This is a genomic window from Polynucleobacter antarcticus, from assembly GCF_013307245.1.
Taxonomy (GTDB): Bacteria; Pseudomonadota; Gammaproteobacteria; order Burkholderiales; family Burkholderiaceae; genus Polynucleobacter; species Polynucleobacter antarcticus.
The window spans coordinates 959,942-973,626 of sequence record NZ_CP028941.1; the positions used below are offsets into that span (position 1 = coordinate 959,942).

The following is a 13,685-nucleotide window of genomic DNA, read 5'->3' on the forward strand; positions in this document are numbered from 1 at the left end:
TTATGGCTAAGCAAACGATTCTCATTCCAGATATTGGTGACAACTCAGATATTCCAATTATTGAAGTATTGGTGAAGGTGGGTGATGTCATTCAAAAAGAGCAGGCTCTATTGGTATTAGAGTCTGACAAGGCAACGATGGAAATTCCTTCTGATGCTGCCGGTACGATTATTAGTTTGTCAGTAAAGGCAGGTGATAAGGTTAGTAAAGGCAGTATCGTCGCTGAAATAGAAGTAGTAGCTAATTCAGTTACGGCAATTGCAGCGGCTCCTGCCGCTGAAGCAGCCACAGCTCAGATTCAAACTCTGGTCCCAGCTGCTGCTTCTGTAGCTACTATCGCTAGCGCTAGCCAATATGCCGGAAAAGTTGATCATGAGTGTGAAGTGCTTGTACTCGGTGCGGGGCCTGGTGGCTATAGCGCAGCCTTTCGTAGTGCAGACTTAGGAAAGAATGTTGTTTTAGTAGAGCGCTATGCTACCTTAGGCGGTGTCTGTCTGAACGTGGGCTGTATTCCCTCTAAGGCTTTATTGCACACCACTGCAGTCATGGATGAAGTCAAAACCATGGCAAAGCATGGCATTAGCTACGGCGCACCTAAGATTGAGATTGATCAATTGCGCGGCTATAAAGATTCCGTGATTGGTAAGTTAACCAGTGGCCTGGCGGGCATGGCGAAGGCGCGTAAAGTGAAGGTGGTGCGCGGACTTGGCCACTTTTTAGATGCGCATCATGTGGAAGTTACTTTAACGAGTGGCGAAGGTCAAACGCTCACTAGCCAAAAAGAAGTCATTCGGTTTGAGAAGGCGATTATTGCTGCAGGTAGCCAGCCAGTGATGTTGCCATTTATGCCTAAAGATCCAAGGGTGGTCGACAGTACAGGTGCTTTGCTATTAAAGAGTATCCCAAAACGCATGTTAGTCATTGGTGGCGGCATCATTGGTTTAGAGATGGCTACGGTCTATAGCACCTTAGGTGCCCAGATTGATATTGTAGAAATGCTGGATGGCTTGATGGCTGGAGCTGATCGTGATTTAGAAAAGGTCTGGGAGAAATTCAACGCAGGTCGTTTTGAAAATATCATGCTCAAAACTCGCGCTAGTAAAGCTGAAGCAACGGCCAACGGAATTGTAGTGAGCTTTGAGGGAGATAATGCACCTGCAGGGCCTCAGATCTATGACCTCGTTTTAGTCGCAGTAGGGCGTACGCCAAATGGTAAAAAGATTGATGCTGCCCTTGCTGGGGTTGTAGTAGATGAGCGTGGTTTTATTTCTGTTGATAATCAAATGCGCACAAATGTTAATCATATTTTTGCAATTGGCGATATTGTGGGTCAGCCGATGCTGGCGCACAAGGCTGTTCATGAAGGTCATGTAGCAGCAGAAGTTGCTGCAGGTGAGAAGTCTTATTTTGATGCTAAGCAGATACCTTCTGTAGCTTATACCGATCCTGAAGTAGCCTGGGCTGGCCTCACAGAAGAGCAATGTAAGGCACAGGGTATTGCTTATGAGAAGGGCTTATTTCCTTGGGCGGCGAGTGGCAGGGCGATCGCCAATGGACGAGACGAAGGATTTACTAAGTTAATTTTTGATGCCAGTAGCAAACGTATTATTGGCGGCGGTATTGTTGGCACCCATGCCGGTGATTTAATTGGTGAAGTCTGCTTAGCCATTGAGATGGGAGCTGATGCTGTTGATATTGCTAAGACCATTCATCCACATCCCACATTAGGTGAGTCAGTAGGCATTGCTGCTGAGGCTGCACTGGGCCATTGCACTGATCTTCCTCCAGTGAAAAAGAAAGCACATTAACTTCTCATAATATTTTCTGCTTATAAATGTAAAAAAGCGCCTTAATAGGCGCTTTTTTACTCAGGTGCATCTCTTAGTTGCACAAGATAAATACCTATTTTTTGCTACCGGCTTTATTAGAAGTTTTATTAGCTGTTTGAGCTGCCTTCATCAGAGCATCAGTTGTACTGCTTAAATTGGTTTGTGCTATTTCCACAGCATGCTTGACTGCTTTTTGACTTTGCTCATACACGGTGCTCGCCGAAGCAATGGCTTGTTTCATAGCAATTACAGCAGCATCAGAACCTGGGGGCACATTTTTTGTCCAGTCTTCAACCAAGGCATTGATTTTATGTTGGCCTGCTTGCATTTCTTTTTCAGCAGTTTCAGTAAAGCTCGCTTGCGTTTCATGAGCCAAGTCATATAAATGACGACTATAGGCCATAATTTTTTCTGCAATAGGCTGCACTGCTTGTGCTTGATGCGCAAGCAGTTGCTGTATATCTTTTACCTCAAGTGCTTTTTTGGCATTACTCATACTGGCACTTAAACTTTGTTTTGCAATATGTGTGTTGAGTGCAATTAATTTTTCAATACTTTGTAAGGCTTGGTTGGTTAAGCCACTTAAGGTTTCTAAATTTGCTTTTTGTGCGGCTGCAATCTGTTCGGGGGTCAAATTCATATGCATTCCTTTTTTGAGTGCTTGATCCATTCTGCGCCCTTATTGAGTTTTTTTGGACTTTCTTTCTATACCCATGTTGCATGAATGAGAATTTATGCTGCCTTGCAATGTAAAGTATCCGTATCTTTGATTTATTCCGATTACAGCTTAAAAGGGCCTAAAATTGAAAGCTTAACTAAAAATCCACTATTTTCAATAAGTAACTTATGCGTTTAAAGCTGGATCACCTGATAGCCCCTTTATTTGTCCTGATTTGGAGCTCGGGTTTTGTTATCGCAAGGTTGGCAATGCCTTATGTGGAGCCAGCCACCTTTCTATTTTGGCGTTTTATAGGCGTGTTGCTGGTGATGGCTTGCCTGAGCCTGATCTGGACAATGACCTGGCCAAGCTGGTCACAAACAAAGCATATTGCGATTGCCGGGGTACTAATGCAATTTGGTTATTTACTGGGCGTTTGGTTTGCAGTGCACTTGGGCATGTCGGCTGGATTAGTTGCTATTGTTGTTGGTTTACAGCCCATCCTGACTGCTTGGTTTGCAGGATGGATTTCTGAAAAAGTAACGAAGACCCAATGGATTGGCTTGGCATTTGGATTTGCTGGTGTGGCTTTGGTTGTTTTTGAGAAAGTTGGATTTTCTCATATTCCACTTTTTAGTTATGCCTTAGCCTTTACTGCCTTACTTTCGATCACCTTTGGTACCTTGTATCAAAAGAAGTACTGCCCAGTATTTGATTTGAGGGCTGGCTCATGTATTCAGTTTGGAGTGTCTGCCATTCTATGTTTCTTTTGTATGTATTTCTTTGAAACAGGTGTCATGGTCTGGAATCTTCCTGTAATTGGAGCCATGCTATGGTCTATCTTTCCTCTATCGATTGGATCGATTAGCCTGCTCTTCATGATGATTCGCAAAGGTGCGGCCACTAAGGTGACGAGTTTTCTCTACCTGACGCCCCCAACTACCGCAGCATTGGCCTGGTTCTTTTTTGACGAGCCGTTTACTATTTTGATGGCGGCGGGTTTAGCGCTGACTATGACAGGAGTGGTCTTAGTGAATATGCGTAAATCTAATACTGTGGCCACTATTGCCGAATGACGCTCAGTCCAACATCACCTTATTTTGCTTGTTTCAGGCCAATAAAACTGTGTCTGGTCAAAAGTTCACTATCATTCTGTATGTGTAAAGTTTTGAGAGGTATTTTGGGATGGTTTTGAATCGATTTTGGCTTTTGGCTTTTCTTGCCTTTATTGCATTTGGTATGTCCATTAACGTGTCTGCCAACAGCAAAGATACTCAAACTTCTAATGCAAACAAAGGCAGCAAGACAGCGGTAAAGAAAAATACCAGCACCAATGCAAAGTCGGATCCCAAGAAAGCAGCCAAGCCCGCTAAAAATCAGAAGGTAGTTCGTACCACTGTGACTCGTCCAGCAAAGCCTGAGGTAGTTTCAAGACCTTCGTTTGCAACGGCCTTGGGTCTACGAGGCCAAAATGATGATCTTAGTCTTAAATCGAGTGTTGCGATGGTGGTCAATCAAGATACCAATGAAGTGTATTTTGAGAAAAACTCTTCAGTGAGTCTGCCGATCGCTTCTATTACAAAGCTAATGACCGCAATCGTGGTCCTTGACTCTAAATTGCCTCTCGATGAGACACTGGTGATTAATGCAGATGATGTACGCAGTTATAAAACTTCACGACTCGCTGGCGGCACCGTGTTAACAAGAGAAGAGGCTTTATTGCTTGCATTAATGTCTTCCGAAAATCGTGCGGCCTATACGCTAGGTAGAAATTATCCCGGTGGTATGCCCGCATTTGTGTCGGCTATGAATAGCAAAGCAAAAGAAATTGGTATGACGCATAGCCGTTTTGCTGATCCTACAGGCCTCATGAGTGAGAATGTAGCCTCTGCAGAAGATCTTGCCAAGCTGCTAAATGCCTCGTACCAATATAAGATGATTCGAGAATTTTCAACCTGGCCGGATCTCACGATGGTGATCGCTAACCGCCCGCAAAAGTTTTTAAATACCAATCGATTGGTGCGAGCAGGAGATATGAATATCGGTTTGCAAAAAACAGGATTTATTAATGCTGCTGGTAAATGTTTGGTAATGCAGGCACGAGTTAACAACACACCCTTACTTCTCATTTTTCTAGATTCGGTTGGAACGCAGTCGCGCTTTGCTGATGCAGTTAGGGTGCGAGATTGGTATGAGCGGATATCAGTTGATGGGCCCCAAGCAATCCGTCGCTTAATGTAAGGCCAATAACATTATTAAGTAGATTCGGGGACTTTGGGTTTGTAGCCCAGTCCTTTAGAGATTTGTAGTGCAGTGTCTTGTAACAGCTTTAACCACTCTGTCTGAATGCGATCGGTGGGTGAGCTGAGTGAAAGTCCAGCAGTCAGCTTGCCACTGTCATCAAATATTTCTGCGGCAATACAGCTAACACCAAGTTCCAGCTCTTCGCTGTCTGTTCCATGACCTAGTCGCCGCACTTTATCTAATTCAGCTTCCAACTTTGCCATTTCAGTAATGCTATTTCTGGTATGCCCGGATAAGCCGGTTCGGGTGACATAGGCGCGTACCTGACTAGGATCATCGCTTGCTAGAAATAGTTTACCTACAGACGTGAGGTGTAGCGGGGCTCTACCACCAATAGCGCGTACTACTTGCATTCCAGAGCGTTCACTATAGGCACGATCTATATATACGATCTCATCACCCTGTCGTAGCGATAGATTAATCGTTTCGCCAGTCAGCTTGTGAAGCGCTCTCATGGGTGCTTGAGCTGCCTCCCTTACAGAAAGCCGTGCTTTGACTAAGTTACCGAGCTCTAATAGCTTTAAACCGAGGCGATAAGTGCCACTTTCGCCGCGCTCAACCAGCCTACAGGCAACTAAGTCATTCAGGATGCGATGTGCAGTGGAGGGATGTAAGCTAGTTTGCTCTGCGAGACTCTTCAGTGTGCAGGATTCTTCTTGTATTGCTAAGGCATCTAAAAGGTTCATCATGCGATCCATCACCTGGATCGCTGTTTTACTAGCTTCCCCAGGTACTTTTGGCACTTTTAAAACCTTACTGTTAGTCATGCTATCAATTGTAGCGATTTTTCTTAAAATTGCACAATATGAAATGTTGCTAAGCTTTAATAGGGTTTCAGGAGCTTAAAAATCAGAATGAAGCTGCTTACTTGTGCTTGAAACTCAAATTTTGAGGGCTTTAGCGCAGTCGGTAACGAGTTGAGGCCCCTTGTAAATCAAGCCGGTATAAATTTGCACTAGGCTGGCGCCGGCGCTGATCTTTTCCTGGGCATCTGCACCCGAGAGAATGCCGCCGACCCCAATGATCGGGATTTGCTTGCCAAGTCTGGCATGGAGCATCTGAATGACCTGAGTGGCAGCATGACGAACGGGTGCGCCAGATAGGCCCCCGAGTTCTTCGCTAAATTCTAGACCTTTGACTGCCTCACGAGAGATAGTTGTATTAGTTGCAATCACGCCATCGATTCCAAACTCCAGCAATAGATCGGCTATCAAGTGAATGTCGTTTTGCTCTAGATCAGGGGCAATTTTCAGAAACAGGGGCTTACGGACCCCATATTGATTACTTAGACTTTGCCTAGCTTGATCCAATGACATGAGTAAGGAGCGCAGCATTTCCTCGCCATGCAGATCCCGTAAGTTTTGCGTATTCGGTGAAGAAATATTAACGGTAATATACGTTGCGATTTTATAGACTGCTTGCATTGCAATGACATAGTCACTGGCTGCATTTTCAATCGGGGTGCTGGCATTCTTACCAATATTTAAACCCACAACACCGCCGTTTTGCCAGAACGTAGATTCACGTACCCTGGTGACACAAGCATTTACACCATCATTATTAAAGCCCATGCGATTAATGATGGCACTAGCTGAAGGCAGGCGAAACATACGCGGCTGAGGATTACCCGGCTGCGGTTTGGGAGTGACAGTACCGATTTCTAGAAATCCAAAACCTAAAGCGCCTAGGGCATCAATATGTTTACCGTCTTTATCGAGACCAGCTGCCAACCCCACAGGATTAGGAAAGGTAATACCACAAATGCTGCGCGGGTCTGCTGCTGGTTTCTTAATCAGGTAACGCAGTAGACCCCAACGCTCCGCCCGATCTAAACTGCCGAGCGTAAGGTTATGGGCTTGCTCTGCATCTAGAGAAAAAAGCAGTGGACGAAATAAAGGGTAACTATCGATCATGAAACCTGATTATCGCTTAAGGGCTTGCCAGCGATCATCGATCAGCCCCTCAATAGGCTTAAAGTTGGCTTTATAGGCCATCTTTTCACTTGCCTCAATATAGTAGCCAAGGTAAAGATAGGGCAAGTCCAGCTCTAGTGCTTGCCCAATTTGCCAAAGAATACTGAAGCTTCCATAGCTACTAGAAGAATTGCTGGTGTCAAAGAAGGTGTAGACCGAGGAGATGCCTTGCTCCAAGATGTCTATCATGCTGATCATGCGCAGTCTTCCAGGACTGGCATCATCTAGACCGTCCCTAAATTCAACAATTCGAGAGTTCACTCGACTTTGCAATAAAAATTGCATATATTGATCTTGGTTATCGTGATCCATCTCATCACTAGGGTGACGGGCATGTTGATATTGCTGATAAAGCTCAAAATGTTCTTGTTGATAGCCTAGGTTCAAAATACGTACCTCTAAGCCACTATGCTTTTTGAAGGCACGTAGCTGACTACGATTGGCTTGAAAATTCTTCACCAAAATGCGGGTTGCGGTACACGCCTGGCAATCATCACAGTAGGGACGATAGGTATATAAACCACTACGACGAAACCCGGCATTTACGAGCTCGCCATACAAATCTGCATGAATTAAATGAGAAGGAGTAGCTACTTGTGAGCGCGCTATTTTTCCTGGTAAATAACTACACGGATAGGGTGCAGTTGCATAGAATTGCAAGGCCGTAAGGGGAAGCTCTTTTAGCTGAGTCATAAGCAGTAGCGCAGAATCTCTTTGTCAAAATCCCAAGGAATCTCTATATTAGTCCCCTTTAAGGCCTTCTGCAGATGGCTTAAAAATTGATCTCGTGGCATCGGTGCTGCCCCTAATGAGCTCAGGTGGGCTGTTTCTTGTTGGCAGTCAATCATCTCAACCTGTTGTTGTAGGCACCAGCCACACAAGGCTGATAGAGCGATTTTAGAAGCATCACTTTGGTGGCTGAACATCGATTCCCCAAAGACCATCCCCCCAAATGCTACGCAATATAGTCCACCAATCAGATTTCCCTGATCCATGATGGCAATGCTGTGGGCATGGCCTTGCTCATGCAGATTGGTATAGGCTTCTAAGATTTCATGGGTAATCCAGGTACCATCTTGATCTTTACGTTGTGTGGTTGCGCAGGAACGCAACACTGCACCAAAATCATGATCCACCAAAAGTAATTTTTGAGGATCTTTTAAAAAAGTCCGAATGGATTTTTTAAGTGAATCATGGCATTTAAATTCAACCGGTTTAAGAACCATGCGTGGATTTGGCGACCACCACAGTACCGGCTGATTATCTGAGTACCAAGGAAAAATACCGAGTTGATAGGCTTTCGCTAACTGCTCAGGGTAGATACGCTCACTCACCGCAATTAAGCCCGGTACACTTGGATCAGGATCTTGTGTATTAAGAGGATTTGGAAAGGCATCTTGTGCGCCTAACCAAGTAATGTTGCTCATATTTTTTCAGCAGGCAAAATATCTCTGCTACGAACGGTTACCGGATGATTGCCGGTGAGTATTCCCGCGGCGCGATCAATAAAGAACCATTCCAACGTTTGCTTCACTGTCGGAAAGGCGAGCTCTTGCCAAGGAATATCATGCTCACTAAATAGGGCTACTTCCAGACTCTCTTCGCCTGCACTGAAGACAGGTGATGTCATGCTAGCTAAATAAAATAAATGGACTTGCTCAGCATGGGCCACATTTAAAAGGGAGTAGAGCGGGCCCATAGTGACCATTGCACCAGCTTCTTCCATTGTTTCTCTGGCAGCTCCGGCACTCGTGCTTTCACCTAGCTCCATAAATCCAGCGGGAAGGGTCCAGTAACCATGCCGGGGAGCTATAGCTCTTCTACAAAGTAATACTTGATCCCCAAACACAGGAATCGTCCCAACGACATTACGTGGGTTCTGATAGTGGACCATTCCGCAGGCATCGCAAACATGCCGCTCACGTGAATCATCAAGCGGTATTTTTACGGTAATGGATGCAGCGCAGTGAGAGCAAAACTTCATGCAGACCTTCTAAAAAGACGCGGGAAGAATGCCGCGCAACGCACTACACAGCATAATCTCTTTTGCTTCATTTACCTCTGTAATAGTGAGGTTAGCCTCATGGGCATTCCATTTGGGGTCGTTTAAAACAATCGAGCGCATGATGCCAGGCAAGATGCCAGCAGAAATAGGGGGCGTAAGCCATTGATTTCCATCCTTGGATTTAATGAAGATGCTGCTTCTCCCACCCTCTGTTACAAAGCCTTGCTCATTAATAAAGAGCGCATCAAATCCACCGAGTATTTCGGCTGCTTTCCAGCCTTGATCATAAGCATCACGACTCGTGACTTTATGACCCAGCAGTATATTTCCAGAATGCATTAATCCTGCATTTGCACCCTTTAGTATCTCGCTAGCCCAAAATATCTTGACAGGATCTGTTATGGGATTAAGCGCTGTAAGTTGATGCGTCAGTTTTCCATCGGGTGCTAGATCTATCCTCAGTCGATACTGCTTATTGGGTGTGGAGGCTATACAAGCATTACAAGCATCCTCAATATAGTTTTTTGTATTCGAGGAAGAAAAGGGGATGCCAAGAGCTTGCGCTGATTTTTCTAAGCGAACCATATGAAGGGATACGTGTTGTGGTGCAGATGCTTTTACTAAAATAGTTTCAAATACCCCAACATCGCTTAAGAGATTACAGAGAAAGGCTGCCTTCACGCGGCATTCGTCCCATTCTTGCTCAGGCTTAGAGTCAATCGTGATGCCAGCACCTATACCTAATGTAAAAGTAGATGCATGGTTTATGTGATCCTCAATTTCTACCGTACGGATGGGTACGCTAAAAGCAAAATCACCGCTAGGATCAAGCCAACCGATCGCTCCGCAGTAGTAGCCCCGATCACTTGGTTCTAAGGATTGAATAATTTCCATACTACGTTTTTTTGGAGCCCCCGTGACTGATCCACAAGGAAATACGGCATTCAGTAACTCTTTGAGAGTGAGCTTGGGTTTGGCCTGTGCTTCGATTGTTGATGTCATTTGTAAGACATCCCCATGCCGCGCCACTTCAAATAATTTTGGAACAATGACGGAGCCGGGCAGGGCAAGGCGACTGAGATCGTTTCGTAGGAGATCAACAATCATGACATTTTCAGCTTGGTTCTTACTATCCTGAGACAGTGTTTCAGGGGATTGACTGAGGGCATCAGCAGTCCCTTTCATCGGCATTGCTTTCAGTGTATTTCCATTGCGCTGAATAAATAACTCGGGTGACTGTGACAAGATAAAGCCTGGTTCGGCCTCTATATAAGCTGCAAATCTTCCAGGCTGTCTATCGCGTAGTCGGGCATATAAAGCAATAGGCGATCCATAGGTATCGCCGGTAATTCGATAGGTATGGTTAATCTGATAAGTATCACCATTGCGAATGTATTCTTGAATCGCCTTGATATCTTCCGTGAACTGCACCTCATCTATTGATGGATGCATATTGGCAATACCGGCCAATTGAGATTCTTTAGGCAGCGCTTCGAGCTCCTGCGCTAAAAATTGATCTACTTGTTCTTTTGAGAGCTGCTCATATGCGCTAAATGCCCATGCCTGAATCAAAGGATGTTGATTACTTGTAGCTTCAGGATGGCGTGGATTAGGCAGCTTGTGGATATAGCGACCTAACTCATAGGCAAAGGCAGTAACAATATATTCGCCTCTCGCCAGTGCCGTATCAATTTCTTGTAGGCAGACCTCTATCGCTGCATTAGTCTCCTCGAGGCTAGCGTCTGAGGAGATGTACCAGCGCCTGAGCGCTTGACGATAGAGCCTGCTTGAAGGCTGCGCCGCAGTACTGTGGGCATCATCAAGCAGAATCATCGGTATAAATCTAAGGAAATTACTTTAGAACAGTCGCAGATTCAATAGTGACTGTTTTACTTGGGACATCTGCCATGCGACCCATTCTGGGGGCTGGCGCAGTCATTGTCGGTATCTTACGAATAGCGTCAATGGTTTGTGTTCCGGAAATGACTTTTCCAAATACGGTATAGCCACTACCCATTGCATTAGGGAAATTGAGGCCTTCATTATCTTTAACATTGATGAAGAACTGGGCAGTAGCAGAATCAGGATCGGACGTACGCGCCATAGCAATGGTGTAAGTTTGATTCTTAAGACCATTTTGCGCTTCCGATACTACAGGTGGATTAGTCGGCTTTTGGTTCAAGTCAGAAGTAAATCCACCTCCTTGAATCATGAAGCCGTCAATCACGCGATGAAAAATCGTACCGTTATAAAAGCCACTATTAACGTAAGCTAAAAAGTTTGCGCTGGTCTTTGGGGCTTTTACTGAATCGAGATCAACGACAAAATTACCCATAGTAGTTTTAAATTCTACTTGCGGGGCAGCAAACACAGCTGCACTAGTGAGGCAGCCTGAAAGCAAAAGAAGTGAGGAGATGAAGTGGCGCATGTTGATAATCCTTATGAGAACAGTAAAAGTAATAAAGTCAATTGTATTGCTCAAATGCCCCTGGGAACATTACTGGCATGCAAGTATGAAGGCTCCTCAAACATGCTTGGCCTCTTTGCATAATCCAGTACCCAGTCCATCGTATCTAGGCCCCAAAAACAATGCCCATTGAGAACGAGTGCTGGTACGCCGAAGGCACCATCAAGCCTGGCTTTCTCGGTATTGTTGACAAGCTGTGTTTTGATTTCTGGATCTTCTGGTTTTGGAGTTGTAGACTCTAAACCCAGATATTCGCAAAACTGTTCCCACGATAAATTGGGGTCTTTCCCTTCTACCCAAACATATTTAAAGGCTTTTTCAATCATGACCCAATCTGCAGACTCTTGGGTCAGCAGGCGCTGTGCAGCTACGGTAAGAAATGGATGGTGCTCTGGAAATCGAAACGGTAAGCCGAGTTTTTCAGCAAGCCAGACGCAGTGTTGATAGGTATGAGGGCGCTTGGCTGTAATTTCACCGGGACCCCGATTTTCAGCTGCCCTCAAAAGACCGCCCAGTAGCACTGGTACTGGATGAATATCCATCCATTGCTCTAAGCGATGGCGTTGACTGATGTAAAAGTAGCTATAGGGAGAAATAATGTCGTAATACAAGACGGCTTGGTCCTTGACGCCTCCCATTATGCCTAAAATCGCACTCATTTTTTTGAAATTCTTGATCTAATTGACGTAAAAAAGCCATCTTCTCCGCAATTTGAGTTTCTAAGCCTCGATCAACCGGCTCATACCAGTATGGCGCTGCCATGCCATCGGGCAGATAGGTTTCGCCAGCCGCATACGCGTGTGGCTCATCATGGGCATAGCGGTATTCTTTTCCATGCCCCAGCTCTTTCATGAGTTTCGTTGGCGCATTACGAAGATGATTCGGAACGGGCTTGCTTTGATCTTGAGCAACGTAAGCACGGGCTGCATTAAATGCTTTATAGCTTGCATTACTTTTAGCAGCAATAGCGAGATAGACAACAGCTTGACCCAAAGCGAGCTCGCCTTCTGGTGAACCCAAACGTTCAAAAGTTTGCGCAGCATCGTTGGCGAGCTGCATGGCACGAGGGTCCGCTAAACCAATGTCTTCCCAGGCCATCCGAATAATTCTTCTGGCTAAATAGCGGGGATCCGCGCCACCATCTAACATACGACAAAACCAATACAGTGCTGCATCAGGATTAGAGCCCCGCACGGATTTATGCAAGGCAGAGATTTGGTCATAGAACTGATCGCCCCCTTTATCAAAGCGCCGAGACTGCATTGTTAGGGCATTATGAATATAAGCTTGATCTATATGTGCTGTGGAAGTATCTGGAGCCGAGATGGCATTCGCAACTTGTTCTATTAAATTCAGTAGGCGACGTGCATCCCCATCCGCATTGGCTATCAGAAGATCAATCGCTGCACTCTCAAAGGTAATCTGGGGCATTGCAAAGGCATGCGCGCGATCAAAGAGTTGTTTTAATTCTTCTTTTGTTAATGATTTGAGGACGTAGACTTGAGCACGCGACAATAGCGCTGAATTGACCTCGAAAGAGGGATTCTCAGTGGTAGCGCCAATAAAGGTAAACAGCCCAGATTCAACATGTGGCAAGAGTGCGTCTTGCTGACTTTTATTAAAGCGATGAATTTCATCTACAAATAATATAGTTTGTTTGCCATATTGAGACATATTTTGTTGGGCTTGCTCTATGGCTTCACGAATTTCTTTCACACCTGCAAGCACTGCAGAGATGGTAATGCATTCACGACCAAAGGCTTTTGCAGATAATCTTGCTAAAGTAGTCTTGCCAACACCAGGCGGTCCCCATAGGATCATAGAGTGGGGTTTGCCAGACGCAAAGGCAAGTTGCAGTGGCTTGCCATCAGATAAGAGATGGGTTTGGCCGATAACGTCTTTGACAGACTGAGGGCGCAATGCCTCCGCTAATGGGGCAGGCGGGGCTTGGTCAAACAAATTTGGCAATTAGTTTTGCACAAAAAGAATCACAAGCGCAGACCACACCAAGCACCCAACAGCTACCAATGTCAATCGATTCCGCATGGCAATAAAAGCTTGCAGCGCTTCTGCACTTGAAAAATAATAGCGATAGGTATTGACATCAATATTGCGTTGAATAGTTAAGGTAGAAGCCAAAATCAGTAAGCCTACTGGAATATACACATGCAGGGCTAACCAAGCTACTAGAGCGGGGATGATTCCCCATATCCAGGCATTGCGATCTTGCCAGCGATCACCCATGGGCGGTTTGCCGAGGCGTTGCAAATTAGCGCCCCAATGTAATGCTCCCATAAAGGCGGCAATCACCGCACCATAACCCGCAAGAGATTCAGCACTCAGATAATTTAATGGCGCTGGAGATAACTGCACCATAAGCGCCAGACCCACAAAGGGAATCAGGCCAGCATAGCCTAATTGTCGAACTAAAGGAGGCAAAGGATTCACA

General features: G+C 45.3%; 14 protein-coding genes. 3 read left to right on the forward strand and 11 right to left on the reverse strand.

All coding sequences use genetic code 11. The annotated features are described in order from the left end of the window. The first annotated feature begins 2 nt into the window (after positions 1–2). A complete protein-coding gene (gene lpdA / locus DCO16_RS05000; protein ID WP_173942633.1) occupies positions 3–1,808 on the forward strand; it encodes a dihydrolipoyl dehydrogenase in 1,806 nt (601 codons plus the stop codon). 94 nt (positions 1,809–1,902) lie between these two features. Here the strand turns inward: lpdA and DCO16_RS05005 are convergent, their stop codons facing one another. Continuing rightward, on the reverse strand, positions 1,903–2,469 hold the full coding sequence (locus tag DCO16_RS05005; protein ID WP_173942634.1) for a phasin family protein: 567 nt from the start codon (positions 2,467–2,469) through the stop codon (positions 1,903–1,905). 206 nt (positions 2,470–2,675) lie between these two features. On the opposite strand from DCO16_RS05005, the gene DCO16_RS05010 reads away from it, so the two are divergent. After that, the gene (locus DCO16_RS05010; protein WP_173942635.1) at positions 2,676–3,563 is read left to right on the forward strand and encodes a DMT family transporter; all 888 of its coding nucleotides are present in this window, start codon (positions 2,676–2,678) and stop codon (positions 3,561–3,563) included. 109 nt (positions 3,564–3,672) lie between these two features. Continuing rightward, complete coding sequence (locus DCO16_RS05015; RefSeq protein ID WP_173942636.1) at positions 3,673–4,728, forward strand: serine hydrolase; 1,056 nt, start codon at positions 3,673–3,675, stop codon at positions 4,726–4,728. Between the two features lie 14 nt (positions 4,729–4,742). On the opposite strand, the gene DCO16_RS05020 is transcribed toward DCO16_RS05015, so the two are convergent. From DCO16_RS05020 to DCO16_RS05065, 10 genes are all read right to left on the reverse strand, one after another. Then, positions 4,743–5,558, reverse strand: coding sequence for an IclR family transcriptional regulator (locus DCO16_RS05020; RefSeq protein WP_173942637.1), 816 nt, complete (start codon positions 5,556–5,558; stop codon positions 4,743–4,745). Positions 5,559–5,672: 114 nt separating this feature from the next. Continuing rightward, positions 5,673–6,704 carry a quinone-dependent dihydroorotate dehydrogenase gene (locus DCO16_RS05025; RefSeq protein WP_173942638.1) on the reverse strand — a complete coding sequence of 344 codons (1,032 nt, stop codon included), beginning with the start codon at positions 6,702–6,704 and terminating at the stop codon, positions 5,673–5,675. Between the two features lie 9 nt (positions 6,705–6,713). Beyond that, on the reverse strand, positions 6,714–7,457 hold the full coding sequence (locus tag DCO16_RS05030; RefSeq protein ID WP_173942639.1) for an arginyltransferase: 744 nt from the start codon (positions 7,455–7,457) through the stop codon (positions 6,714–6,716). Then, positions 7,454–8,191, reverse strand: coding sequence for a leucyl/phenylalanyl-tRNA--protein transferase (aat, locus tag DCO16_RS05035; RefSeq protein WP_173942640.1), 738 nt, complete (start codon positions 8,189–8,191; stop codon positions 7,454–7,456). Before aat ends, DCO16_RS05030 begins: the two co-directional genes overlap by 4 nt. Beyond that, positions 8,188–8,748, reverse strand: a complete 561-nt coding sequence (locus DCO16_RS05040; RefSeq protein WP_173942641.1) for an NUDIX hydrolase — start codon at positions 8,746–8,748, stop codon at positions 8,188–8,190. Before DCO16_RS05040 ends, aat begins: the two co-directional genes overlap by 4 nt. Before the next feature lie 9 nt (positions 8,749–8,757). Next, positions 8,758–10,602 carry a bifunctional chorismate-binding protein/class IV aminotransferase gene (locus DCO16_RS05045; RefSeq protein ID WP_173942642.1) on the reverse strand — a complete coding sequence of 615 codons (1,845 nt, stop codon included), beginning with the start codon at positions 10,600–10,602 and terminating at the stop codon, positions 8,758–8,760. A gap of 19 nt (positions 10,603–10,621) precedes the next feature. Continuing rightward, positions 10,622–11,197 carry a peptidylprolyl isomerase gene (locus DCO16_RS05050; RefSeq protein WP_173942643.1) on the reverse strand — a complete coding sequence of 192 codons (576 nt, stop codon included), beginning with the start codon at positions 11,195–11,197 and terminating at the stop codon, positions 10,622–10,624. Positions 11,198–11,247: 50 nt separating this feature from the next. Further along, positions 11,248–11,874, reverse strand: coding sequence for a 2-hydroxychromene-2-carboxylate isomerase (locus DCO16_RS05055; protein ID WP_173942644.1), 627 nt, complete (start codon positions 11,872–11,874; stop codon positions 11,248–11,250). Further along, positions 11,819–13,204: a replication-associated recombination protein A gene (locus DCO16_RS05060; RefSeq protein WP_173942645.1), complete on the reverse strand. Its 1,386-nt coding sequence runs from the start codon at positions 13,202–13,204 to the stop codon at positions 11,819–11,821. Before DCO16_RS05060 ends, DCO16_RS05055 begins: the two co-directional genes overlap by 56 nt. Next, on the reverse strand, positions 13,205–13,684 hold the full coding sequence (locus DCO16_RS05065) for a DUF3429 domain-containing protein (RefSeq protein ID WP_173942646.1): 480 nt from the start codon (positions 13,682–13,684) through the stop codon (positions 13,205–13,207). It abuts the gene before it with no gap. Between the last annotated feature and the right edge of the window lies 1 nt (position 13,685).